Genomic DNA, 24842 nt, shown 5'->3' on the forward strand with positions numbered 1-24842 from the left:
TCATATGCCAGGCGCCATCTATGCCGAAGGCCTGGTGAAGACCTTCGGTGACGTAAGGGCTTTGGACGGCGTCGACCTCGATGTCCCCGAAGGCACGGTCCTCGGACTGCTCGGGCCGAACGGTGCGGGCAAGACGACGGCCGTCCGTTGTCTGACGACCCTGCTCCGCCCCGACAGCGGCAAGGCGGTCGTCGCGGGCGTGGACGTGCTCAAACAACCGGACGCCGTACGCCGCTCCATCGGCCTGTCCGGACAGTTCGCGGCGGTCGACGAGTACCTCACCGGCCGCGAGAACCTGCAGATGGTCGGCCAGCTCTACCAGATGAAGGCCAAGCAGGCGAAGGCCCGCGCGGTCGAGCTGCTGGAGCAGTTCAACCTCGCCGACGCCGCCGACCGCCCCGCCAAGACCTACTCCGGAGGCATGCGCCGCCGCCTCGACCTCGCGGCCGCCCTGGTCGTCTCGCCGCCCGTGATGTTCATGGACGAACCGACGACCGGCCTCGACCCCCGCAACCGCCAGCAGCTGTGGGAGGTCATCAAACAGCTCGTCTCCGGCGGTACGACGCTGCTGCTCACCACCCAGTACCTGGAGGAGGCCGACCACCTCGCCCACGACATCGCGGTCGTCGACCACGGCCGGGTCATCGCCCAGGGCTCCTCCGACCAGCTCAAGGCCCGCACCGGCGGTGAGCGCGTCGAGGTCGTGGTGCACGAACGCGACCACATCCGGACCGCCGCCGAGGTGCTGCACGGCTTCGGCAAGGGCGAGACCACCGTCGAGGAGCACACCCGCAAGCTCACCGTCCCCGTGACCGGTGGCGCCAAGCTGCTCGCCGAGGTCATCCGTGAGCTGGACACCCGGGGCATCGAGATCGACGACATCGCGCTGCGCCGCCCCACTCTCGACGACGTCTTCCTGTCCCTGACCGGACACACGGCCGAGGAGAAGACCGAGGGCAGCGGCGAACAGGACCAGAAGAACACCGGCAAGGACAGCCGCAAGGAGACCGTGAAGTGAGTGCCGCCACCGACACCGTGCGGGTAGCCGCTCCCGGCAACGCCCTCAGCCAGTCCTTCCACGACTCGATGGTGGTCGCCAAACGCAACCTGATCCGGATGTCCCGGATCCCCGAGATGTTGATCTTCGGGCTCATCCAGCCCATCATGTTCGTGGTGCTGTTCACCTACGTGTTCGGCGGCTCGATCCAGGTCGGCTCGTCCACCTCCACCCAGGCCTACCGCGAGTTCCTGATGGCCGGCATCTTCGCGCAGACGGTGACCTTCGCCACCGCGGGTGCGGGTGCGGGCATCGCCGACGACATGCACAAGGGCCTCATCGACCGCTTCCGGTCGTTGCCCATGGCGCGCGGTGCGGTGCTGACCGGCCGGACCATCGCCGACCTGGTGCAGACCGCGCTCACTCTCGTCGTGCTGGCGGTCGTCGCCCTGATAGTCGGCTGGCGCACGCACGAGAACCTCGGCAAGGTGCTCGCCGGCTTCGGCCTGCTCCTGCTGCTCGGGTACGCGTTCTCGTGGATCGGCGCGCTCATCGGCCTGTCCGTGCGCACTCCTGAGGCGGCGACCTCGGGTGGTCTGATCTGGCTGTTTCCGCTGACGTTCATCTCGAACGCGTTCGTGGACGCGAACCACCTCCCGACGTTCCTGCGTCACATCGCGGAGTGGAACCCGTTCAGCGCCACCGTGCAGGCCAGCCGTGAGCTGTTCGGCAACCTGCCGCCGGGCTTCAACGCGTCGGACGCCTGGCCCATGCAGCACCCGGTCTGGGCCTCGCTGATCTGGTCGGTCGTGATCATCCTGGCCTTCCGCACGCTCGCGGTCCGCAAGTACCGCTCGGCCACGGCGTGACACGGACCATGACCGCGTGACACGCACCATGACAAGGCCCCCGGCGTCCCATGGACGCCGGGGGCGGGTGTCTGTTCGCGTCAGCCGGAGTAGGGCTCGGCCTTGAGGATCTTCACCGAGGCCTTCTTGCCGTTCGGCAGCTCGTACTCCGCGTCCTCGCCCACCTTGTGTCCGATGACACCGGTGCCGAGCGGGGACTGCGGCGAGTAGGTCTCGACGTCGGCGCTGGCGTATTCGCGCGAGGCGAGGAGGAACGTCATGGTGTCGTCCTCGTCACCGTCGAAGGCGATGGTCACCACCATGCCGGGCGCGACGGCGCCGTCCGCGGAGGTCGGAGCCTCGCCGACCTTGGCGTTCTCCAGAAGCTGGGTCAGCTGGCGCACACGGAGCTCCTGCTTGCCCTGCTCCTCCTTGGCCGCGTGGTACCCGCCGTTCTCGCGCAGGTCGCCCTCCTCGCGCGCGGCCGCGATCTTGGCGGCGATCTCCGTGCGCGCAGGACCAGACAGGTACTCCAGCTCGGCCTTGAGCTGGTTGTACGCCTCCTGGGTCAGCCAGGTGACGTTCTCGCTGGTCTGGGTCACAGGTGCTCCTCGTCGGTACTGGGAATACAAAGCATCGCCCTACCCAGAAGCATGTTCCTCCATGGAAGGGCGAAACCACGAGCCTAACAATTCAACGGCGGAAGGGGGAGGACATAAGCCATTAGAATCATGACAACGCAGGTGAGGGCCTACGTATTCATGGCTGACGTCAGTCGGCGTGGCAGCCGAGCAGCTCCGCCGTGGTGCCCCGGGCCGTCGTACGGAGCGTGAGCACCCGGTCGATCTCGGTGGCGGAACCGGTGAAGCGGAAGTCCGCCCGGCCCACCTCGGAGCCGTCCGCCGCCTGGGAGCGCAGGGTGCAGTAGCCGGAGGCGCCGGAGTCCTTGTGGACCTCCAGATGTACCTGGACCGCGCTGTCCGAGGCGTCGAAGGCGACGACCTGGGCGCTGATCTCGCTCTTCACGACATAGTGGTAGGCGAAATAGCCGACCAGGGCGAGCAGCAGGGCACCGAGGACGGCGCCGGTGATCTTGAGCCTGCGGTCGGCGACCTCGTCCGAGGAGCGGCCGTAGCGGCCCTCGGGCAGCCGCGTGGTCGCGGTACTCATGATCGTCCTCCCGGCAAGAACCACTCCGGACCGGCCAGACCCGGACCCCGGAATTATTCGTCCCCTGATTCGGTCACTATAGAAGCGCCGATCGCACCCGAAGACACCGGGGCGCCGACTTACTGAGGATTGAGTCTTGACTGACCAGCTGCGACTGATGGCCGTCCATGCCCACCCCGACGACGAGTCGAGCAAGGGCGCGGCCACCATGGCGAAGTACGTGTCCGAGGGGGTGGACGTGCTGGTCGTGACCTGCACGGGCGGGGAGCGCGGCTCCATCCTCAACCCCAAGCTGCAGGGCGACAAGTACATCGAGGAGCACATCCACGAGGTACGCAAGAAGGAGATGGACGAGGCCCGCGAGATCCTCGGCGTCAAGCAGGAGTGGCTCGGCTTCGTCGACTCCGGCCTGCCCGAGGGCGACCCGCTGCCGCCGCTCCCCGAGGGCTGCTTCGCCCTGGAGGACGTCGACAAGGCGGCCGGCGAGCTCGTCCGCAAGATCCGCGCGTTCCGCCCGCAGGTGATCACCACCTACGACGAGAACGGCGGCTACCCGCACCCCGACCACATCATGACCCACAAGATCTCGATGGTGGCCTTCGAGGGCGCGGCCGACCCCGAGAAGTACCCCGAGGGCGAGTTCGGCCCCGCCCACCAGGCGCAGAAGCTCTACTACAACCAGGGGTTCAACCGTCCCCGCACCGAGGCGCTGCACAAGGCGCTGCTGGAGCGCGGCATGGAGTCGCCGTACGGGGACTGGCTGAAGCGGTGGAACGAGTTCGAGCGCGTCGAACGCACCCTGACCACGCACATCCCGTGCGCGGACTACTTCGAGATCCGCGACAAGGCGCTGATCGCCCACGCCACGCAGATCGACCCGGACGGCGGCTGGTTCAAGGTTCCGATGGACCTCCAGAAGGAGGTCTGGCCGACCGAGGAGTACGAGCTCGCGAAGTCGCTCGTCGATACCTCCCTCCCCGAGGACGATCTCTTTGCGGGCATCCGCGACAATGCCTGACATGAGCGCAAGCGCAAGTCTGGCACTGACGCATCTCGTCCCCCTCGCCAAGGAGGTCGACGAGAACAAGGTCACCCCCGGCGTCCTCGGTTTCATCGTCTTCGCGGTGATGGCCGTGGCGGTCTGGGGCCTGATGAAGTCCATGAACAAGCACATGCAGAAGGTCGACTTCAAGGAGTCCCCGAACGCCAAGGCGGAACCGGGGACTCCCACGGCCGACCCCAAGGGCTGACCGGCGTCACGCCTCAGCCGGTACCGGCACCCCCATCACCTCACGGGCGTGCCGGCTGGGCACCATGCCCAGCCGCCAGGCCTGCCAGCCGGACTCCAGGGTCACCCCGCGGTCCAGCAGCAGGCCGTACGCCGTGAGGTACTCGGTCAGCTTCTCGTCACGCAGTGGGTGGGCGGCCCGGGAGAGCTGGGCCAGGTCCTCCTGGGCGACCGCCGTACCCACCTCCACACCGCCCGGTGCGGCGTAGGGGAGCAGGGTGCAGCGCAGGAAGCGCGCCCAGTCCTCGCCGCGGTGGTCGCCGTACGACGAGAACAGGGTGACCGCCTCGTCGCACAGGGCCAGGGCCTGCTGGGTGCGGTTGTTGCCGGCGTCCACGACGGCCAGCTCCAGACAGGTCCAGGCCTCGCCGTGGACGACACCGATGCGCTGGAAGTCGGCGCGGGCGTCGACCAGGAGCTGACGGGCGAAACCCGAGTTGCGCAGTGAGCCGGTCTGGGCCGCCCGCTGGTCGCGGGTCACCCGGGCCGAGTGGTGACGGGCACAGGCCAGGCCGTACACGTCCCGCATCCGGGAGAACATCGTCCGCGAGCGCTCCAGCTCACGGACCGCCAGATCCAGGGTGCCGGTCTCCTCCAGGGCCTGGCCCAGGTAGTAGACCGTCCAGGCCTCGCCGCGCGCGTCCTCGTTCTCCCGGTGCCGGACGGCCGCCTGCCGCAGTGCGTCCACCGCCGGGGACGCGTCACCGTCCACCAGCCGGGCCCGCGCCAGCTGGGTCAGCGCCCAGGCCTCGCCACGGGCGTCGCGGGTACGGCCGTAACGCTCCAGCGCCGCGCCCAACTCCCGCTCCGCACGCGGTACGTCACCCATCCGCAGCGCCAGCTGGCCGAGCTGGAAGTGCGCCCAGGCCTCGCCGTGCACCGAACCGCCCTCCCGGTGCAGCACCAGCGAGCGGGTGAGCAGGTCCAACGCCTCCGGCAGCCGGGCGCGGTCGCGCTGCACCGCCGCCAGCGCGTGCATCGTCCAGGCCCGGTCGGTCGCCAGCTGGGGGGCCGCCTGGAGATCCAGCGCCTCCTGGAGCCTGGCCGCCGCCTCGGTGAGGTTGCCCTGGTGGTGCAGGGTGATCCCGAGGGAGCACAGGGCACGGGCCGCACCGGCGTCGTGATGCGCCTCCATGTAGAGGTCCACGACGGAGGTGAGGGTGGTACGCGCCTTGTCCAGTTCGCCCAGCTGGCGGGCCGCGATACCGGTACGCCACTGCACCGAACGCACCAGCAGGCCCTGGTCCACCGCCTGTGCCAACTCGCTGATCTCGCCGAGCCGGTAGAGGTCGCCGCGCAGCAGGCAGTAGTCGCACAGGGCGCCCAGCAGATTCTGCACGGCCGCCTGGTCGACGCCCTCCGCATGCCGCAGCGCCGCCGTGATGAAGCTCGACTCGTCGTCCAGCCAGCGCAGCGCCTCGTCCAGGGAGGTGAAACCGTGCGGGCTGAACCGGTCCGAGCGGGTCGACATGTTGCCGTCCACCAGCCGCAGCACCGAGTCGGCCAGCTCCCCGTAGTTGACGATCAGCCGCTCCTGCGCCGCCGTGCGGTCGGCCGGCTCCTCCTCGTCGGCGAGACGGGCCTGGGCGAAGGCCCGGACCAGGTCGTGCAGCCGGTAGCGGCTGCCCCGGACATGGTCGAGCAGACCGGCCTGCGCGAGCGCGACCAGATGACGGGTCGCCTCCGCCTCGTCCGTGGCCAGCAGGGCGGCCGCGGCCGCCGCGCCGAGCGAGGCCCGGCCCGCCAGCGCCAGCCTCCTCAGCAGACGGCGCCCGGTCTCCGACTGGTCGGTGTAGCGCAGCCACAGCACCCGCTCCACCGGCTCGACCGGCCCGTACGCGCCCAGGTCCGTGGCCAGCTGGAGCGGCGAACGCGAACCCAACGACGAACCCGCCGCCCGCAGCGCCAGCGGCAGCCCGCCGCACAACTCCCGGATCCGCTCCGCGGACTGCGCGTCGTACGGCCCCGACGTGTCCTGCGCCGCCGCGTCCAGCAGCTCCTCGGCGCCCGCCGCGTCCAGCGCCGTCACCGGGAGCTGGTGCACCCAGGCCGGCAGGTCCGCGGGCAGGTCGAGCCGCTCCCGGGCGGTGACCAGGACCAGGCTGTCGGACCGCTCCGGGATCAGCGTGCGCACCTGCTCGGCATCCGAGGCGTCGTCCAGCACGATCGTCACCGGAAGACCCGTCAGGTGCTGGTGGTACAGCTCGCTGAGCCGTTTGACCTGCTGGTCCGCCGAGGAACGCTCACGGAACAGCAACTGCTCGCGCGGCGCACCCAGCCGGTTGAGCAGATGCAGCAGCGCGTCCCGGGTGGGCAACGGCGGCTCGCCCCGGCTGCCGCCGCGCAGATCCACCACGACCGCACCCCGGAAGAAGTCCTTCAGCTCGTGGGCGGCCCGGATCGCGAGCGTCGTACGCCCCGAGCCGGGCTCCCCGTGCAGGACGACTACGGTCGGACGGGTCTCCGTGGTCGCCCGCGCCGCCTGCGCCCACTGCCGGATCCGCGCCAGCTCCTGATGACGGCCGGCGAACGGGCCGTCCGGGTCGGGGAGCTGGCCGAACGACTGCTGAAGCACCATACGCCTGCGGGCCGCCGCGCTCTTGTCCGCGCCGCGCAGCCCCGGGCCCTGCTTCTTCGGTCCCGTGGAGGCGCTGAGCACCCGCTGCTGATCGAGGAACGGCCGGATGCCGCGTACCTCCAGCGCGGTCAGCCACTGCAGGCGCAGCTGCTCGGGGCCGCCGGGCTGCCCGGCCGCGCCGGCCCGGTGATGAGCGGCGGGGAGATGGGTACCGGCGACCTTGACGACCGTGGCGGCCGCGCCGATCACTCCGGCGGCCACCCCCGCGCCGAGCGCCGTACCGGCGCCGGTGCCCAGGGAGAGGTCGGCGACGGTGGCCGCGACCGCGGCGACGGCCGCTACCAGCAGGGGGGTTCCGGCGCCCTCTCTGGCATACCGCTGGCCGAAGCTCTGCCGGCCGGCCTCCGTCTCGTCGAGGGCGTGGGTGTAGGTGTCGTACTCCTCGGTGGCGCTCTGTGCCATCGCCTCCAGGCCGCCGCGGGCCCGGGACAGCAGCAGCTGTCCGTCGACGCGGCCGCCGGAGCGGCGGACCTCCTCCTCCACGGCCTGGACCAACAGCCGGTCGGCTTCCGCCCGATGGGCGTCCCGCATGTCCCGTCCCCCTCCAGCGGTAACTCCTTTGCTTATGAGTGTCCTTGGGAGAGGGCGAAGTTGCGAGAGGGCCGGATCATCGAAGAACGGGGGCTAGGGCCTGTCTGACAATTCCCGTCGTCGCCCGGAGGGCGGCCTCGCGGCGTCAGGTGCGTGCTCTCGGCGTGCCGGGCGTAGGCCCTCGTACTGGACGTACTTGGGTCTGCGCCCGGTGCGGCGAGAGTGCGTGCATGGCGTCGTGAGGCAGACGGGAATTGTCAGACAGGCCCTAGCGCCGCACGGGCTCGCTCTGCCGTCCCTTCGACAGCGCCAGGAAGACGCACGCCGCGGCCAGTCCCGCCTCCGCCACGGCGCTGCCGAGCGCCTCCAGCAGCTCCGTGCCGACCGCCGACGTCGTTATGTCGAACCACGCGTCCAGGATCGCGACCGATGCCGTCGCCGAGGCCGTCAGGCGGGCCCGGGCGTCGCCCCGCAGCCCCAGCACCGCCGTCGCCGCGCAGCCCGCCGCCATCAGGACGTCCAGCCCGATCCAGGCCAGCGACCAGTTGTGCACCTCGGTCTTGGTGGGCAGCGTCAGCGCCAGCACCACCGTCCACGGCACGAGCAGCACGGAGGACGACCCGAGAAGGATCAGTGCCCACCGCTTCAACTGCCTCGTCCGCTTCATCCTCCGCGCCTTCGTCGCCGTTAACGGCTCCAACACCTCGGCCCCCTCGCCTTGTTCCAGGCCCGCGGAACCTGTGGATCACGCGGGTCCTCCGCCATGCCCCACGCTAGACCGCAGAGAAAATTCTGCAAAGAAAAATCGGCAGACATCAGGGAAGGGTCAGGGTTCTCCCGGGGCTCTCCGGGTTACGGTGATCGCATGACCGACGGCACGCCCAGGACGGCCGCGGCGCCCGACCCCGCCGCGCACGCCGAGCTGACCAGCCTCGAACGCACCGCCCTCTACAAGTCCCTGGGCAACCCCCTGCGCCGCCGGATCCTCGACTACCTCGGCCGGCACGGCGAGGCCAACTCCACCGTGCTCGCCCGCGAACTCGGCGAGAGCTCCGGCACCACCAGCTACCACCTGCGCAAACTCGCCGAGCAGAAGCTCATCGAGGAGATCCCGGAGAAGTCCGGCGGCCGGGAACGTTGGTGGCGGAGCCTGCCCTTCAGCCACACCACACCCGACCCGGCCACGATGACGAGCGAGGAGTACGCAGCGGCGGAACATCTCGCCCTCCTCAAGATCGAGGTCGACACCAGGCTGTTCCGCCGCGCCCACGAGGAGTACCGGGGCCCGCAGGGCTGGGCCCAGGTGCAGCGCACCGGCACCTGGATGACCAAGGACGACCTGCACGCCTTCGTCCACGCCTACCGGGAACTCCTCGACCGCTACGGCCACCCGGACGACGCGGTCCCCGAGGGGGCGCGCCGCGTCAACCTGCGCTTCTACGCTGCTCCGGACAGCGTGGGAGAGTGGGAGGGTGAACCGACTGGCCCATGAGACGTCCCCGTACCTCCTCCAGCACGCCGACAACCCCGTCGACTGGTGGCCCTGGTCGGCCGAGGCCTTCGACCGGGCCCGCGAGACCAACAGACCCGTCCTGCTGAGCGTCGGGTACAGCTCGTGCCACTGGTGCCATGTGATGGCTCACGAGTCCTTCGAGGACCAGGCCACCGCCGAGTACCTCAACGAGCACTTCGTCTCCGTCAAGGTCGACCGTGAGGAGCGGCCCGACGTCGATGCCGTCTATATGGAGGCCGTGCAGGCCGCCACCGGGCAGGGCGGCTGGCCCATGACCGTGTTTCTCACGCCCGACGCCGAGCCCTTCTACTTCGGTACGTACTTCCCGCCCGCCCCCCGGCACGGCATGCCCTCCTTCCGGCAGGTCCTGGAGGGTGTCCGGGCCGCCTGGACCGACCGGCGGGACGAGGTCGCCGAGGTCGCCGGGAAGATCGTCCATGATCTCGCCGAGCGGGAGATCGGCCACCAGGGCGCCCAGCCGCCCGGTGAGCAGGAACTCGCCCAGGCCCTGCTGGGGCTCACCCGTGAATACGACGCGCAGCGCGGCGGGTTCGGCGGCGCCCCCAAGTTCCCGCCGTCCATGGTCATCGAGTTCCTGCTGCGCCACCACGCCCGGACCGGTTCCGAAGGCGCCCTGCAGATGGCCGCCGACACCTGCGAGCGGATGGCCCGCGGCGGCCTCTACGACCAGCTCGGCGGTGGCTTCGCCCGGTACTCCGTCGACCGCGACTGGATCGTGCCGCACTTCGAGAAGATGCTGTACGACAACGCCCTGCTCTGCCGGGCGTACGCGCACCTGTGGCGGGCGACCGGGTCGGAGCTGGCCCGCCGGGTCGCCCTGGAGACCGCCGACTTCATGGTCCGCGAACTGCGCACCGACGAGGGCGGGTTCGCCTCCGCCCTCGACGCCGACAGCGACGACGGGACCGGCAAGCACGTCGAGGGCGCGTACTACGTGTGGACGCCCGCGCAGCTCGGCGAAGTCCTCGGCGCGGACGCGGATCTCGCCGCCCAGTACTTCGGGGTCACCGAGGCCGGCACCTTCGAGCACGGCCAGTCCGTCCTGCAACTCCCGCAGCAGGAGGGCGTGTTCGACGCCGAGAAGGTCGAGTCCGTCAAGCGGCGGCTGCTCGCGGAGCGTGCGCAGCGCCCCGCGCCCGGCCGGGACGACAAGGTCGTCGCCGCCTGGAACGGGCTCGCCGTCGCCGCGCTCGCCGAGACCGGCGCCTACTTCGACCGGCCCGACCTGGTCGAGGCCGCCGTCGGCGCCGCCGATCTCCTCGTACGGCTGCATCTCGACGACCACGCGCGCCTCGCCCGCACCAGCCGGGACGGCAGGGCCGGGGCCAACGCGGGTGTCCTGGAGGACTACGGCGACGTCGCCGAGGGCTTCCTGGCGCTCGCGTCCGTGACCGGCGAGGGCGTCTGGCTGGAGTTCGCCGGGCTGCTGCTCGACCATGTCCTGGTCCGCTTCGCCGACCCGGAGACGGGCGCCCTCTACGACACCGCCTCCGACGCGGAGCGGCTGATCCGCCGGCCGCAGGACCCGACCGACAACGCCACGCCCTCGGGCTGGACCGCGGCCGCGGGCGCGCTGCTCGGTTATGCGGCCCACACCGGGTCGGAGCCTCATCGCACCGCGGCGGAGCGGGCGTTGGGCGTCGTCAGGACGCTCGGGCCGCGGGTGCCGCGGTTCGTCGGGTGGGGGCTCGCCGTCGCGGAGGCACTCCTCGACGGTCCGCGCGAGGTAGCGATCGTGGGACCCGACCAACGGGACAGCCGCACGGCCGTCCTGCACCGCACCGCACTGCTGGGCGTCGCCCCCGGCGCAGTCGTGGCCATGGGGACTCCGGAGAGTGACGAGTTCCCGTTGCTCGCGGGGCGCCCGCTCGTCGGGGGCGAAGCGGCCGCCTACGTGTGCCGTAACTTCACCTGTGACGCCCCGACCACCGACCCGGAGCGGCTGAAAACAGCACTAAGCAGCTGATAGCCCAGGCAGGCGACCCACCCCTGGGGAACAAGTGGCCGGAATTGTGCGTCTGTTCGGATAGATACCGCTTACGGCACCACCGTTCCGAAACATGCTATTTATCGGAAAGGCTGTCAGGCTTCACAGATCCCCCCTAGGCTCTGCACAGACACGCGACGGTTGTGACTCACCGTTGTGTACAGGGGGCTTTGGGATCTGGGGGGATCTTCTCTTGCTGACGTCTGTCTTCATCGCGGTCGTCTCGCTCGCCTTGTTCTGGATGGCTGCCTTCACCTTGTGGTGGCAGATGCACGCGTGGCGTACGCCCGAGGTGCTCGCGTCCACCCGGTTCGGCAGACCCGACGGGGGCGAACACGTGTCGTTCTCGCTGTTGCTGCCCGCGCGGCACGAACAGGCCGTGCTCGACCACACCATCCAGCGGCTGCTGGAGTCCACACACACCGACTTCGAGATCATCGTGATCGTCGGGCACGACGATCCGGAGACCACCGAGGTCGCCCGCGCGGCGGCCGAGAAGGACCAGCGCGTCCGGGTCGTCGTCGACACCCACGAGAAGAAGAACAAGCCGAAGGCCATGAACACGGCGCTGCCGCACTGCCGCGGCGATGTCGTCGGGGTCTTCGACGCCGAGGACCAGGTCCATCCGGAGCTGCTCGCCCACGTCGACCACGCCTTTCGCACCACGGAGGCGGACGTCGTCCAGGGCGGCGTCCAGCTCATCAACTTCCACTCCAGCTGGTACAGCCTGCGCAACTGCCTGGAGTACTTCTTCTGGTTCCGGTCCCGGCTCCATCTGCACGCGCAGAAGGGGTTCATCCCGCTCGGCGGCAACACCGTCTTCGTACGGACCGCCGTGCTCCGGGAGGCCGACGGCTGGGACCCCGACTGCCTGGCCGAGGACTGCGACCTGGGCGTGCGTCTGTCGTCCGTCGGCAAGAAGGTCGTCGTCGCCTACGACTCCGACATGGTGACCCGCGAGGAGACCCCGGGCTCGCTCATGTCGCTGCTCAAGCAGCGCACCCGCTGGAACCAGGGCTTCCTGCAGGTCTACCGGAAGCAGGACTGGAAGCAACTCCCGGGCTTCGGGCAGCGGTTGCTGGCCCGCTACACCCTGATGACGCCGTTCCTGCAGGCGTTCTCCGGCGTGATCATCCCGCTGAACGCGGCGGTCGCCCTCTTCCTCGACGTCCCCGTCGGCGTCGCCTTCCTCACCTTCCTGCCGCTCGTCACCGCCGCCGTCACCTTCGTCTTCGAGGTGGTCGGGCTGCACGACTTCGGCAAGCAGTACGGGCTCCGCGTCCGCTTCATCCACTACGTGAAGCTCGTCGTCGGCGGCCCCTTCTACCAGGTCCTCCTCGCCGGAGCAGCGATGCGCGCAGTGTGGCGCGAGCAACGCGGCCGGAACGACTGGGAGTTGACCACTCACGTCGGCGCGCATCTCACCGCGGCCGAGACGATCCGAGAGGACGTTCCTGCGTGACCTCCACTCTTCCCGCGGTGACCACTCCGAAGGTCCCCGCGCAGCGCAGAGCTGTGCCGAAAACAGGTTCGACCGGTCGGACAGCGCCGCCGCTCCGGCTCCGCTCGTCCCGTCGTGACCTGCTCCTGTGCGGTGTGCTGCTGCTCGCGATCCTCGCGGTCCAGGGCTGGAACATCGCCGACTACCCGACCCTCAGCGACGACGAGGGCACCTACCTCGCCCAGGCCTGGGCCGTCCAGGAGGGCCGGGGCCTGGCCCACTACACCTACTGGTACGACCATCCGCCGCTGGGCTGGATCCAGATAGCCCTGCTCACCTGGATACCCTCCGCCATCGACCCCGGCCTGATGACCGTCGGCTCGATGCGCGTGGCGATGCTGCTGGTCAGCGGCGCCAGCGCGGTCCTCGTCTACGTCCTCGGCCGACGCCTCTCGCTGCCCCGCTGGGCGGCCGGCCTCGGCATGGCCCTCTTCGGGCTCTCGCCGCTCTCCGTCATCCTCCAGCGCGAGATCTTCCTCGACAACATCGCCGTGATGTGGCTGCTGCTGGCCTTCTGCCTCGCCGCCTCGCCCAGCCGCCACCTCTGGCACCACTTCGGCGCCGGCCTCGCCGCCGCCGCGGGCGTCCTCACCAAGGAGACGATGCTCGTCGTCCTGCCCGCCCTCCTCGTCACCATGTGGCGGCACGGCCACCCCGACACCCGCAAGTTCGCCCTCACCGGCGCCGTCACCGCCTGCACGCTCGCCGGACTGTCGTACCCGCTGTTCGCCCTCCTCAAGGGCGAACTGCTGCCCGGCGCCGGCCATGTCTCGCTCTGGGACGGCATCAAGTACCAGATGTCCAGGCCGGGTTCGGGCTTCATCCTGGACACCGCGTCCGGCTCCTACGGCGTCCTGCACTCCTGGCTGTACTACGACCGGGTGCTGCCCGTCGGCGGCCTCGCCGCGGCCCTGCTGCTCCTGGCCGCCCACCGCTGGTCGGTCACCGCCCGCGCGCTCGCCGGACCGGCCCTGACCGTGGCGATCCTGGCCGCCGTCGCCCTGCGCCCCAACGGCTATCTGCCCGCCATGTACATCATCGGCGCGCTCCCGTTCCTCGCCCTGGTCCTCGCCGGGGCCGCCGCCTCCGTCACCCACGCCGCGCTCCGCAGGTGGCGCACGGAGGGCGAGCAGCGGGCCGTGACCTACGGCCGGTACGCACTGGCCGCCGTACTCGCCCTCGCCGCCGGCGCGTACACCGTGCCGAAGTGGTACGACGGTGACCGCACCGCCGTCACCGCCGACGCCAACGCCTCCTACCGGAAGGCCTCGCAGTGGCTCGGCACCCAGGTCGCCGACCCCGCCCGGGCCCGCGTCCTCGTCGACGACGCCCTCTGGCTCGACCTCGTCCACCAGGGCTACCGGCCCGGTCTCGGCGCCATCTGGTTCTACAAGGCCGACCTCGACCCGGCCGTCACCAAGACCATGCCGCACGGCTGGCGGGACCTCGACTACGTGGTCGCCTCGCCGACGGTACGGCGGGACGCCCGCGACCTGCCCAACGTCAGGGCCGCGCTCCGGCACTCCGCCCCCGTCGCCACCTTCGGCACCGGCGACGACCGCATCGAGATCCGGCAGATCGCAGGGGGTACCCGTTGAGCAGCCACGAGTACACCGTCCCCGCAGCGGGACTGGAAGCGGCGGAAGTCCCCGAGCCGGGCGCCGTCACCATCGTCGTACCGACCTTCAACGAGTCGGGGAACGTACGGCAGTTGCTGCACCAGATCACCGAGTCGGTGCCCGCGCGGCTGCCCTGTGAGGTCGTCTTCGTCGACGACTCCACCGACGACACCCCCGAGGTGATCCGACAGGCCGCGCAGGACTGCCCGTTCCCGGTGGCGGTGCTGCACCGCGAGGAGCCGGTGGGCGGGCTCGGCGGGGCCGTCGTGGAGGGGCTGAAGGCGGCCACCTCCGAGTGGATCGTCGTCATGGACGGCGACTGCCAGCACCCGCCTTCCCTGGTACCGGAGTTGGTGGCCACCGGGGAGCGGGCCAACGCGGGGCTCGTCGTCGCCTCCCGGTACATCAAGGGCGGCAGCCGGGCCGGGCTCGCCGGCAGCTACCGGATCGCCGTCTCGCGCGGGGCGACCTGGCTGACCAAGTCCCTGTTCCCGCGCCGGCTGCACGGCATCAGCGACCCGATGAGCGGCTTCTTCGCGATCCGGCGGAGCGCGGTCACCGCCGATGTGCTCAAGCCCCTCGGCTACAAGATCCTCCTCGAGATGGCCGTGCGGAGTCGCCCGCGCGAGGTCGCCGAGGTCCCGTTCGTCTTCCAGGACCGGTTCGCCGGCGAGTCCAAGTCGACCGCGCAGGAGGGCCTGCGCTTCCTGCGCCACCTGGCCGGCCTGCGCACCGCCTCGCCGGTCGCCCGGATGGTCGGCTTCGGGCTGATCGGGCTGAGCGGCTTCGTGCCGAACCTCGTCGGGCTGTGGGCGCTGACCGCACTCGGCCTGCACTACGTCCCCGCCGAGATCCTCGCCAACCAGCTCGGCGTCGCCTGGAACTTCGTCCTCATCGAGCACCTGCTGTTCCGCGACCGGCGGGCCCATCGCCGCTGGTGGGACCGGGCCGGCCGGTTCGCGCTGCTCGCCAACGCCGACCTGGTGCTGCGCATCCCGCTGATCGCCCTGTTCGTCGGCCGGTTCGGGATGGGCGCGCTGCCCGCCACCGCGCTCGCCCTGGTGACGACGTTCGTCCTGCGCTTCGCCGGGACCGAGGCGCTGGTCTATCTCCCGCGCCGCAAGAAAGATGCAAGGAGAGCCGCGTGACCATGAAGCACAGAAGGACGGCACTGGTCGGGGTGGGCGCCCTGACCGCCGGACTGCTGCTCACCGCACCCCAGCCCGCCGAGGCGGCCAACCTCGTCAAGAACCCGGGCTTCGAGACCGCCGGCACCGACGGCATGCCGTACTGCTGGGAGAGGTCCGGCTGGGGGGACAACGACTTCTCCTTCGCGACGACGACGGACGCCCACTCCGGCTCCCAGGCCATGAAGGTGACACTGACCCGTCGGGTCGACGGCGACCGCAAGGCGCTGATCACCGAGTCCACCGACTGCGCGCCCGTCGTCACGGCGGGCAAGCAGTACGACCTCTCGCTCTGGTACAAGTCGACCACTCCGGACACGTCGGTCACCCTGTTCCGGCACGACACCACGGCCGGCTGGCAGTACTGGACCGACCTGAAGACCCTGGACATGGCGTCCGCGTACACCCAGGCGACCGTCCGCACCCCCCAGGTCCCCGCCGGTACCGACCGCATCACCTGGGGAGCCTCGGTCTACGGCACCGGCTCGGTGACGACCGACGACTACACGATGGAGCAGGTGGCCGACGCCGTGCCGCCCGCCCAGTGCACGGGCACGAACGCCCAGTGCGCGGACGGCAGCTGGTCGGTGCTGCCGACCCAGAACCCGGTCCGCTCCATGCACTCCGTGGTCCTCAACAACGGCAAGGTGCTGCTGATCGCCGGCTCCGGCAACAGCGAGGAGAACTTCAACGCCGGCACCTTCACCAGCGCGGTGTACGACCCGGCCAACGGCACCTACAAGGTGATCCCGACGCCGAAGGACATGTTCTGCTCGGGGCATGTGCAGCTGCAGGACGGCCGGGTGCTCGTGATGAGCGGCAACAAGGCCTATCCGGTCGCGGGCGGGCACGGCTACGAGGGGTACAAGGACTCGTACATCTTCGACCCGGCCACCGAGACCTACAGCAAGACCAACGACCTCAACGACGGCCACTGGTACCCCTCGGCGACCGAGCTGGGCAACGGTGACGTCATCTCCTTCGGCGGGCTCCGGGAGGACTCGTCGGGGTCGGTGACGGCGGAGTACTGGTCGGACGCCCAGCAGAAGTGGCTGGGTCTCGGAGACGTCCACCAGACCTGGTCGTACTGGGGGCTGTACCCGTCGATGATCCTCATGCAGGACGGGCGGCTCTTCTACTCCGGCAGCCATGTCTTCGGCAACAACATCCCGGGCAGCGGCTCCGCGGTCTACGACTACGGTGCCAACACCATCACCCAGATCCCGGGGCTCCGGAACAAGGACGAACGCGACCAGTCGGCGAGCGTGCTGCTGCCTCCGGCGCAGGACCAGAAGGTCCTCACGCTGGGCGGCGGCAACATCGAGTCCAACCCGGACGCGAACCGGCTGACGGACCTGATCGACCTGAAGGACCCGAACCCGTCGTACGTCGCCGGGCCGCCCCTGCCGCAGGGCACGGTCGATCTCGGCAACGGGCCGGTGGCCGAGACCGGCAACCAGGGCAAGATGTACGTCTCCGCCGTGCTGCTCCCCGACGGCAAGGTCCTGGAGACGGGCGGCGCGCTGCACAACCGCGCCAACCCGGTGTACGAGTCGTCGATCTACGACCCGGCCACCAACGCGTTCGACTCCGTCGCCGCGGATCCCGAGGCCCGTGGCTACCACTCGTCGGCGTTCCTGCTGCCCGACGGGCGGGTCATGGCCACCGGTGACAACCCGGGCAACGGCACCTGGAACCACAACGTGTCGATCTACACGCCGCCCTACCTGTACAAGGGCACCCGGCCGGCCATCACCTCGGTGATCAACCAGGAGTGGAAGTACGGCGACACCCAGCGGATCACCGTCGACCGGCCCATCGCCAAGGCGGAGCTGATCCGGCCGGCCGCGGTCACCCACTCCTCCGACCCGAACCAGCGGTTCGTGGATCTGCCGCTGTCCGTCGACGGCAACAACGTCGACCTCAACGTCACCAGCAATCCCAACCTGGCTCCGCCCGGCTGGTACATGCTGTTCGCGGTCGACGCGAACGGGGTGCCGTCGGTGGCCAAGTGGGTGCATCTGCAGGGGCCGGCCGCGCTGGGAGACGCCTCGCCGCATGTCCACTCCTTCGCCGACTCCCTTGCGGGGAAGACCTCGGAGGCGGGGAAGAAGAGGGCCTCGCAGCCGGTCAGTACGACGGTCTCCGGGTGCGACCGGCACTACGGGTCGGTCAACGTGTGTGTGCCGACGGCGTTTCCGAGCGGGGTCAAGAAGACGGCGGCGGCTCGCTGCGCTTGGCTTGAGCGCAATCAGTACGGTCGGTTGAAGGTGAACGGCAAGGACGATCCGCTGGGGCTTGACCGGAATGGGGACGGGGTGGTGTGTGGGGTGGCTGATGTGCGGTAGTCGCTGCGGGTAGTGCGTGGCCGGTCGCGCAGTTCCCCGCGCCCCCAAGGGGGCGCTGCAGTTGGCGGAGTTGAGAGGGTGGGGCGCGTGCCACGGAGGTCGTGGGGCGCGCCCCTTTCTCGTGCGCGTGTTCGAACAGATCGCGCTTTCTGGTCGTTGCGTCGAAACATGTCATTTATCGGATGAGTTCATGCTCTTCACATCACCCCCATACAATCCCGATCGTGCCGTGACGCGTGTGACGCGCTGTCATGGTCGGGGAGGGAATGGGAAACTGGGGGTCCCGCGCACCGGTCGTCCGGCGGTTCGTCGCGTCTGTGGCGAGTGGTGTGTGAAGATTTTGTAAGTGAAGTTTGTGTTGCGTGTGACCCCTGTTTACCCAAGAACTCCTAGCATCGCTGGAGCAGTGCCCGGTTCTGTCGCTTTTCGGACCGAGGCAGCCGTGTTATGTGGGGGGAGAACGCAACATTGTCCGAGTTCTTCGACCAGGTCTGGTCGTGGATCGTCGAGGCTGTGGGGGAAACTTCGTGGCGAGAGCTGATGCCGCTGGGGCTTGCCGGACTCTTCGTCTGGGCGCTCTGGCTGTACCGAGCGGTGCTCTCCCGGTTCGCCAAGCCAGTCGTCAACAACTTCCGCACCAGTGTCTCCGTGGTCGTCCCCGCGTACCGGGAGGACCCCGACATCCTGCTGGAATGCCTGGAGACCTGGCTCGCCCAGGACCCGGCTGAGATCATCATCGTCCCCGACGTGGAAGACCACGAGGTACTGCACCGGCTGTCGCTGGTGGAGGACCCCCGGGTCCGGGTGCTCGCGTTCGAACACAGGGGGAAACGTTCCGCCTTGGGCGTCGGCATACGCGCGGCCACCGGGGAGCTCCTCGTCCTGGTGGACTCCGACACCCGCTGGGAGCCGGGCCTGCTGGACGCCGTACAGATGCCCTTCGCGGACCCCACGGTCGGCGGGGTGGGCACCCAGCAGAACGTCTACCAGCGCACCACCAGCGTATGGCGCCGCATAGCCGACTGGCTGGTCAACCTCCGCTACTACGACTACGTCCCGGCCATGGGCCGGGCCGGTGCCGTGGCCTGTCTGTCGGGCCGTACGGCCGCCTACCGACGGGCCGCGGTGCTGCCGGTCCTGGAGAACCTGGAGAACGAGTTCTTCCTCGGCCGCCGCTGCGTGGCCGGTGACGACGGCAGGCTGACCTGGCTGGTGCTCGCCTCCGGCTACAAGACGGTGCACCAGTCCTCCGCACGGGCCATCTCCATGTTCCCGTCGTCCTTCCGGGCCTTCGTCAAGCAGCGCGTCCGATGGAGCCGCAACTCCTACCGGTGCTACCTGACCGCGCTGTACAAGGGCTGGCTGTGGCGGGCCCCGCTGGTCACCAAGATCACCGTGCTGCAGATCCTACTCACCCCGGTGACCATGGGCATGGCCCTCGGCTATCTGCTGCTGAGCCGGCTCGACTTCAGCGGGCGCGGCATCGTCCTCACCCTGATCTGGCTGATGCTGGGCCGTGCGATCCGCGGTTACTCGCATCTGCGCAGGCATCCGCAGGAGATCCTGCTGCTGCCGCTGACGGCTCTCGTGGTCATCATGATCTCGCTGCCGATCAAGCTGTACGCCTTCGCCACCATGAACAAGCAGGGCTGGCTCACCCGCAGCTCCACCAGCATCGGAGGCGAGGGGCAGAGCGCGGCCACCCTCTCCGGCGGCGGTCAGAACCACTCCGCTCTCCAGCCGGAGGTGATCTGACGTCATGTCAGCGCAACTCATCACTGTCAGACCGGGCCCCGGCATCGGGCTGCGCCGGGCCGGTGCCAGAACGGCGGCGCTGCTGGGCGCCTTCGCGGTGGCGGCGACGCTGCTGCTGGGCACGTCCACCGCGGCGCACGCCGACGGGGACGGCGACAAGAAGAAACTCGCCGCCGAGGACGCGGAGACCCAGGCCGCGCTGGTCGCCGACGAGGACCACCGGCTCAACCAGGTACGGGCCTTCACCTCGGTGGCGCCCCTGCAGAGCACCAAGTGGACCGTGCCGTACCGGCTGGACACCGACAACGGATACACCCTGGTGCTCACCCAGCGCAGCAACGCCTACACCATCGCCGACCTGCTGAAACTCGCCCCGCAGACCTTTGTGCGGCGCAAGGACGGCTCGTATCTCCTGACCGAGAACATCTACCTCAACGTCGGCGCCAAGCTGAAGCTGTCCAACCCGGGCGGCCTCACCCTGCGGATGGCCAGCAACCGCACCGGCTTCGTCTCCATCGTCTCCTTCGGCGGCGAACTGGCGCTCCAGGGCACCGCCCAGGCGCCGCTGACGGTCACCAGCTGGGACCCGCAGGCCAACAAGTCCGACACCGACGTCGGGGACGGCCGCGCCTATATCCGCACCATCGGCGGCCAGTTCGAGATGACGCACACCAAACTCTCGAACCTGGGGTTCTGGAGCGGCCGTACCGGCGGGCTCAGCCTGACCGGAACCGACCGGCCGAACACCGGCTCGCTGGAGGACACCGGCCAGATCCACGGCAAGACCGCACGCGAGCGGGCCGAGGAACAGGGGAACGCGCAGGACGACGGCTCCAGCAGCGGTGATGTCACCGCCATGCCGTCCGGCGAACTGACCACTCCCGACGCCCGCTTCTCCACCGGCGGACTCTCCTACGTCTCAGGGTCGATCACCCACTCGACCATCACCGGCAACGCCTTCGGGGTCTTCATCTCCAGCGCCACGGGGATCGAGATCAGCGACACGACCGTGCAGAACAGCCTGGAGGACGGTGTGGTCCTGCACCGGTTCGTCTCCAGCTCGCTGGTGCAGCGCACGGTCGCGAAGGACAACGGCGGCGACGGCTTCATCCTCTCCCGCGCCACCCAGCAGGTGCGGATCAGCGGCTCCACCGCCCAGGGCAACGGCGGCAACGGCTACACCCTCAGCGGCAAGCCGCTCGCCGACGGCCCCTCCGCCTCCGGCCAGGCCGTCGACAGCTACGGCTCCAACTCGGTCGCCAACAGTGTGGCCAAGGACAACGGCCGCTACGGTGTCGAGGTGCTCGGCGGGTTCGACGTCGGGGTGCAGAACAACCGCATCGAGGGCGGTGACATGGGGATCGTGGCCCGCCTGGAGGCGGACAAGGTGTCCATCACCGGCAACCGCCTGACCGGCCAGAACCGGCAGGGCATCTCGGTACGGGACGGCGTCACCGACGCCACGGTCACCGGCAACATCATCGACGGCCCGGAGACCGGCGTGTACGTCCGCGACTCGGCCGCCGAGATACGCGGCAACACCGTCCAGGACGCGACCAACCACGGTGTCAGCCTGGTCGGTGGCGTGGACGGTACGACGGTCTCCTTCAACGTGATCGGCGGGGTCGGCCCCAGCGCACTGGACTCCAGCCGCTCCCACGGCGGAGCCTCCATCAAGGAGAACCAGACCTTCGCCTGGTACGACACCAGTTCCTTCTGGGTCAAGGTCAAGCACTACGCGAGCCCGATGACCCTGCTGTGGACCGGCATCCTGCTGCTGATCCTGTTCTCGGCCGTCATGGGCCGGCGCAGGCGGCGCGGGCACGGGCGGATCGCCCGGATCATCCATCCCTACTCCGACAAGGCACCGCTGCCCGCCCCGCCCCCGGACGAGATCGAGGTGGCAGGCCGCCGCAGGACGCCGGTGATGAGCGAATGAGCGACGACACACCGGACGGGACAGCCGAAGGGACAGCCGACGGGACAGGTGCCGGCCCCGGGGCCGGCACCCCGGGGACACCGCCCACGCCGGCGGAGCGGCTGCGCCGGATCTGGCTCTCCGGCGGTCTGCCGCTGTGGGTGGCCTCGGCCGCCCTGCTGATCTCGGTGGTGGCGCTGATCGTGGCGGCCTCCACCGGGGACGGCCCGCCCGTGGTGTACGGGGCGGGTCCCGACGCGGGTCCCACCATCGCGGTGGCCACACCCACCGACGACACCGACGCCACCGACGGCCCCGGTGCCACGTCCGCCGATCCGGAACCGAGCGGTACGGCGTCCGACGAGGGGACGGCCGCGCCCACCGCGTCCGGCTCCGCGGCGGCCGCCGCGTCCGGACCGGTGAAGTGCCCGGCCGCCACCGTCACCGTCAGCGACGCCAAGTCCCTTGACGACGCCCTGGACAAGGCCCAGCCCGGTGATGTCATCCAGATGCGGGACGGGGTGTACGACGACAAGTTCACCGCCGCCACCCCCGGCACCGCGGCCAAGCCGATCTTCCTGTGCGGCGGCCCCGGCGCGGTGATCGACGCCGGTGACGTCGACGGCGGCTACGCCTTCCACCTCGACGGCGCCAGCCACTGGCGGCTGCTCGGCTTCACGGTCCGCGACGGCCAGAAGGGGGTCATGGCCGACAAGGTCCAGGGCACCGTCATCCAGGGCCTGACCGTCGAGAACATCGGCGACGAGGGCATCCACCTGCGCGACTTCAGCTCCGGCAACGTGGTGGAGGGCAACACCGTCCGCGACACCGGCAAGCGCAAGGAGACCTTCGGCGAGGGCATCTACGTCGGCTCGGCCGAGTCCAACTGGTGCACGGTCACCGACTGCAAGCCCGACAAGAGCGACGACAACGTCATCCGCGGCAACCACGTCAGCGCCACCACCGCCGAGTCCGTCGACATCAAGGAGGGCACCACCGGCGGCTCCCTCATCGGCAACACCTTCGACGGCGCCGACCTCAGCGGGGGTCACAACGACTCCTGGGTCGACGTCAAGGGAAACAACTGGCTGATCAAGGGCAACGTCGGCCGCCACTCCCGTGAGGACGGCTTCCAGACCCACCGGATCCTCGACGGCTGGGGCACCGGAAACGTGTTCCAGGCCAACACCGCGCAGGTGGACGGCCCCGGCTACGGCTTCCATCTCGCGCCCGTCGAGAACAACAAGGTCGCCTGCGACAACAAGGTCAGCGACGCGGCGAAGGGCCTCGCCAACACCGCCTGCTCCTCCTGACGGCGAGGGGCCCGGTTCGCACCCGGGCCCCGCACGCAGCCCCAGGCCCCTCTCCTTCACCCACGCCCGTCTTCGGCATGCGCACTTTCTGCTCGGGAACCCCTCTCGGAGGCATCATGGACACTCTTCTCGACGGCACCGACGCTCCCCGTCTCACGGTCATCGGCACCGGCTACCTGGGCGCCACGCACGCCGTGTGCATGGCGACACTGGGCTACGAGGTGCTCGGCGTCGACGTGGACCCCGCCAAGATCGAGCTGCTGAGAGCCGGGGAGGTGCCGTTCTTCGAGCCAGGACTGCCCGAACTCCTGGTCAAGGCCCAGGAATCCGGCCGGCTGCACTTCACCACCAGCCTTGCGGAGGCCGCGGAGTTCGGCGACATCCACTTCGTCTGCGTGGGCACCCCGCAGCAGCCCGGCTCCTACGCGGCGGACCTGCGCTACGTGGAGGGCGCGGTCACCGAGCTGGCCCGGCATCTGAACCGGCGGGCCCTGGTGGTCGGCAAGTCCACGGTGCCGGTGGGCACCGCGGCCCGGCTGGCGGAGCTGGTCCGCGCGACCGCGCCGGCCGGGGACGAGGTCGAACTCGCCTGGAACCCGGAGTTCCTGCGGGAGGGCTTCGCCGTGGAGGACACCCTGCACCCCGACCGGCTGGTGTTCGGCACCGAGTCCGCGTGGGCGGAGGAGCAGCTGCGCGCCGCGTTCGCCCCGGTCATCGCCCAGGGCACTCCGGTGGTGGTCGCCGACCTGCCGACCGCCGAACTGGTCAAGGTCGCCGCCAACTCCTTCCTGGCCACGAAGATCTCGTACATCAACGCCATGGCGGAGGTCTGCGAGGCCACCGGCGCCGACGTGCACCGGCTGGCGGAGGCGCTGGCCTACGACGACCGGATCGGTGGCCGGTTCCTCAAGCCGGGCCTGGGCTTCGGCGGCGGCTGCCTGCCCAAGGACATCAGGGCGTTCATCCACCGCGCCGAGGAGCTGGACGTCGCCCAGGCGGTGGCGTTCCTGCGCGAGGTGGACGGGATCAACCAGCGCCGCCGGGCCCGCACCGTGGACCTGGTCCGTGAGCTGGTCGGCGGGGAACTGGCGGGGACGAAGGTGGTCGCGCTGGGGGCGGCCTTCAAGCCCAACTCCGACGACATCCGGGACGCCCCGGCGCTGGACGTCGCCGCCACGCTGCACCGGGCCGGCGCCCAGGTGACCGTCTACGACCCGGTGGCGATGGACAACGCCCGCCGCGTCCACCCGGAGTTGGCGTACGGCACCGATGTGCTGCAGGCCGCCGCGGACGCCGATGTCGTGGTACTGCTGACCGAGTGGGCGCAGTTCCGGGAGATCGACCCGGAGGTCATGGGTTCCGTGGTGAACCGGCGCCGGGTCGTGGACGGCCGGCACGCCCTGGACCCCGCGCAGTGGCGGGCGGCCGGCTGGGAGTACCGGGCGCTGGGCCGCAGCTGACCCCGGGCCCGGGCCGCCTCAGGCGAACTCGGCGAGGGCGCGCTCCACGATGGCCTCCAGCTGCTGGTGGTGCGCGCCCTTCCAGTAGGCGCGGCCGCACTCCGTGCACTGGGCGAAGACGTCGTACGACTTCTGCGTCCCGCCCTTGAGCTGGTCCGCCACCTCCTCCTTCGTCGCCTTCCGCAGCAGGCCGTTGCAGGCCGTGCAGCGGGTCCAGGGGCGCAGCTCGGGGGCGAAGCGGTCGAGGACGTCGTGGAGTTGCTCGTCGGGGCTGGTGCTGTAGACGTAACCGCCGGCCCACAGTTCACGGCGGCGCAACAGGCCCCGGTCGCGGCTGAGCAGCACGCGCTTCTCGGCCGCCGAGCGGGCGGAGAGGGCCGGGTCGCCGATGTCCGTCGACTCGTACGCGGTGTCCACGCCGAGCAGGCGCAGCCGGCGGGCGAGGGTGCCGAGGTGGACGTCGAGGAGGAAGCGGAGCGGAGCGCCCGGGACCTCCTGCGGGCGCCGGACCGCGCGCACGGCCACCGACTCGCCGTCGGCCGGGATGTGCGCGGCCGGGACCTCCCGGCCGTCCACCACCAGCGCGCCGACCTCGGTGAGCGGGACGCCCAGGGACTCGATCACATGGCCGAGCGTGGAGACGCCGTCGACGGTGAGCGGGTGCGCGCCGGTGCGGCGGGCGTGCGGGACGAACAGGGCCAGCCCGGGGGCGACTTCGACACGGATCTCGGCAGTGTTCACCCGGTCA

The 24842-nt window shown here is 70.1% G+C and carries 19 protein-coding genes; 14 read left to right on the forward strand and 5 right to left on the reverse strand.

The window, feature by feature from the left end; all coding sequences use genetic code 11:
* Positions 1 to 4: 4 nt before the first annotated feature.
* Complete coding sequence (locus ACGFZQ_RS07685) at positions 5 to 1018, forward strand: ATP-binding cassette domain-containing protein (protein ID WP_393839574.1); 1014 nt, start codon at positions 5 to 7, stop codon at positions 1016 to 1018.
* Positions 1015 to 1866 (forward strand): ABC transporter permease, encoded by an 852-nt coding sequence (locus ACGFZQ_RS07690; RefSeq protein WP_393839575.1) that lies wholly within the window; start codon positions 1015 to 1017, stop codon positions 1864 to 1866. The genes ACGFZQ_RS07685 and ACGFZQ_RS07690 overlap by 4 nt, the downstream gene beginning before the upstream one ends.
* An 80-nt stretch (positions 1867 to 1946) precedes the next feature.
* On the opposite strand, the gene greA is transcribed toward ACGFZQ_RS07690, so the two are convergent.
* Positions 1947 to 2447 carry a transcription elongation factor GreA gene (gene greA, locus ACGFZQ_RS07695; protein WP_351741496.1) on the reverse strand — a complete coding sequence of 167 codons (501 nt, stop codon included), beginning with the start codon at positions 2445 to 2447 and terminating at the stop codon, positions 1947 to 1949.
* 169 nt (positions 2448 to 2616) lie between these two features.
* Positions 2617 to 3015, reverse strand: a complete 399-nt coding sequence (locus ACGFZQ_RS07700; RefSeq protein ID WP_351741498.1) for a DUF4307 domain-containing protein — start codon at positions 3013 to 3015, stop codon at positions 2617 to 2619.
* Between the two features lie 136 nt (positions 3016 to 3151).
* Here ACGFZQ_RS07700 and mca point away from each other — a divergent pair, with 136 nt between their 5' ends.
* Together mca and ACGFZQ_RS07710 are read left to right on the forward strand one after the other, a co-directional pair.
* Positions 3152 to 4033 (forward strand): mycothiol conjugate amidase Mca, encoded by an 882-nt coding sequence (mca, locus tag ACGFZQ_RS07705; RefSeq protein ID WP_393839576.1) that lies wholly within the window; start codon positions 3152 to 3154, stop codon positions 4031 to 4033.
* Positions 4026 to 4265 carry a hypothetical protein gene (locus ACGFZQ_RS07710; RefSeq protein ID WP_351741503.1) on the forward strand — a complete coding sequence of 80 codons (240 nt, stop codon included), beginning with the start codon at positions 4026 to 4028 and terminating at the stop codon, positions 4263 to 4265. Before mca ends, ACGFZQ_RS07710 begins: the two co-directional genes overlap by 8 nt.
* A gap of 6 nt (positions 4266 to 4271) precedes the next feature.
* Here the strand turns inward: ACGFZQ_RS07710 and ACGFZQ_RS07715 are convergent, their stop codons facing one another.
* Positions 4272 to 7472 carry a tetratricopeptide repeat protein gene (locus tag ACGFZQ_RS07715; protein WP_393839577.1) on the reverse strand — a complete coding sequence of 1067 codons (3201 nt, stop codon included), beginning with the start codon at positions 7470 to 7472 and terminating at the stop codon, positions 4272 to 4274.
* Between the two features lie 268 nt (positions 7473 to 7740).
* Positions 7741 to 8139, reverse strand: coding sequence for a hypothetical protein (locus ACGFZQ_RS07720; RefSeq protein WP_393839578.1), 399 nt, complete (start codon positions 8137 to 8139; stop codon positions 7741 to 7743).
* A gap of 198 nt (positions 8140 to 8337) precedes the next feature.
* On the opposite strand from ACGFZQ_RS07720, the gene ACGFZQ_RS07725 reads away from it, so the two are divergent.
* The 10 genes from ACGFZQ_RS07725 (at position 8338) to ACGFZQ_RS07770 (ending at position 24094) form a co-directional block, all read left to right on the forward strand.
* Positions 8338 to 8964 (forward strand): helix-turn-helix domain-containing protein, encoded by a 627-nt coding sequence (locus tag ACGFZQ_RS07725; protein WP_351741511.1) that lies wholly within the window; start codon positions 8338 to 8340, stop codon positions 8962 to 8964.
* Positions 8945 to 10972 (forward strand): thioredoxin domain-containing protein, encoded by a 2028-nt coding sequence (locus ACGFZQ_RS07730; RefSeq protein ID WP_393839579.1) that lies wholly within the window; start codon positions 8945 to 8947, stop codon positions 10970 to 10972. The genes ACGFZQ_RS07725 and ACGFZQ_RS07730 overlap by 20 nt, the downstream gene beginning before the upstream one ends.
* Before the next feature lie 214 nt (positions 10973 to 11186).
* Positions 11187 to 12455, forward strand: a complete 1269-nt coding sequence (locus ACGFZQ_RS07735; RefSeq protein WP_393839580.1) for a glycosyltransferase — start codon at positions 11187 to 11189, stop codon at positions 12453 to 12455.
* A complete protein-coding gene (locus ACGFZQ_RS07740) occupies positions 12452 to 14092 on the forward strand; it encodes an ArnT family glycosyltransferase (RefSeq protein WP_393839581.1) in 1641 nt (546 codons plus the stop codon). Before ACGFZQ_RS07735 ends, ACGFZQ_RS07740 begins: the two co-directional genes overlap by 4 nt.
* Entirely contained in the window at positions 14089 to 15261 is a 1173-nt protein-coding gene (locus ACGFZQ_RS07745; RefSeq protein WP_351741521.1) for a glycosyltransferase family 2 protein, read from the forward strand. Before ACGFZQ_RS07740 ends, ACGFZQ_RS07745 begins: the two co-directional genes overlap by 4 nt.
* A 2-nt stretch (positions 15262 to 15263) precedes the next feature.
* The gene (locus ACGFZQ_RS07750; RefSeq protein WP_393839871.1) at positions 15264 to 17648 is read left to right on the forward strand and encodes a galactose oxidase-like domain-containing protein; all 2385 of its coding nucleotides are present in this window, start codon (positions 15264 to 15266) and stop codon (positions 17646 to 17648) included.
* A 468-nt stretch (positions 17649 to 18116) separates the two neighbouring features.
* Positions 18117 to 19403, forward strand: a complete 1287-nt coding sequence (locus ACGFZQ_RS07755) for a glycosyltransferase family 2 protein (RefSeq protein WP_393839582.1) — start codon at positions 18117 to 18119, stop codon at positions 19401 to 19403.
* Positions 19404 to 19407: 4 nt separating this feature from the next.
* Positions 19408 to 21342, forward strand: a complete 1935-nt coding sequence (locus tag ACGFZQ_RS07760) for a right-handed parallel beta-helix repeat-containing protein (RefSeq protein WP_393839583.1) — start codon at positions 19408 to 19410, stop codon at positions 21340 to 21342.
* A complete protein-coding gene (locus tag ACGFZQ_RS07765) occupies positions 21339 to 22634 on the forward strand; it encodes a nitrous oxide reductase family maturation protein NosD (RefSeq protein ID WP_393839584.1) in 1296 nt (431 codons plus the stop codon). Before ACGFZQ_RS07760 ends, ACGFZQ_RS07765 begins: the two co-directional genes overlap by 4 nt.
* Before the next feature lie 116 nt (positions 22635 to 22750).
* Entirely contained in the window at positions 22751 to 24094 is a 1344-nt protein-coding gene (locus tag ACGFZQ_RS07770) for a UDP-glucose dehydrogenase family protein (RefSeq protein ID WP_393839585.1), read from the forward strand.
* Between the two features lie 18 nt (positions 24095 to 24112).
* On the opposite strand, the gene ACGFZQ_RS07775 is transcribed toward ACGFZQ_RS07770, so the two are convergent.
* Complete coding sequence (locus tag ACGFZQ_RS07775) at positions 24113 to 24835, reverse strand: Mut7-C RNAse domain-containing protein (RefSeq protein WP_393839586.1); 723 nt, start codon at positions 24833 to 24835, stop codon at positions 24113 to 24115.
* Between the last annotated feature and the right edge of the window lie 7 nt (positions 24836 to 24842).

It is taken from the genome of Streptomyces sp. NPDC048254 (genome assembly GCF_043201895.1).
GTDB lineage: Bacteria > Actinomycetota > Actinomycetes > Streptomycetales > Streptomycetaceae > Streptomyces.

Coding starts and splice junctions, on each gene's coding strand:
- ACGFZQ_RS07685 (WP_393839574.1), top strand. CDS start 5: ATGCCAGGCGCCATCTATGCCGAAGGCCTGGTGAAGACCTTCGGTGAC.
- ACGFZQ_RS07700 (WP_351741498.1), bottom strand. CDS start 3,015: ATGAGTACCGCGACCACGCGGCTGCCCGAGGGCCGCTACGGCCGCTCC.
- ACGFZQ_RS07710 (WP_351741503.1), top strand. CDS start 4,026: ATGCCTGACATGAGCGCAAGCGCAAGTCTGGCACTGACGCATCTCGTC.
- ACGFZQ_RS07715 (WP_393839577.1), bottom strand. CDS start 7,472: ATGCGGGACGCCCATCGGGCGGAAGCCGACCGGCTGTTGGTCCAGGCC.
- ACGFZQ_RS07720 (WP_393839578.1), bottom strand. CDS start 8,139: ATGAAGCGGACGAGGCAGTTGAAGCGGTGGGCACTGATCCTTCTCGGG.
- ACGFZQ_RS07725 (WP_351741511.1), top strand. CDS start 8,338: ATGACCGACGGCACGCCCAGGACGGCCGCGGCGCCCGACCCCGCCGCG.
- ACGFZQ_RS07750 (WP_393839871.1), top strand. CDS start 15,264: ATGAAGCACAGAAGGACGGCACTGGTCGGGGTGGGCGCCCTGACCGCC.
- ACGFZQ_RS07760 (WP_393839583.1), top strand. CDS start 19,408: ATGTCAGCGCAACTCATCACTGTCAGACCGGGCCCCGGCATCGGGCTG.
- ACGFZQ_RS07765 (WP_393839584.1), top strand. CDS start 21,339: ATGAGCGACGACACACCGGACGGGACAGCCGAAGGGACAGCCGACGGG.
- ACGFZQ_RS07770 (WP_393839585.1), top strand. CDS start 22,751: ATGGACACTCTTCTCGACGGCACCGACGCTCCCCGTCTCACGGTCATC.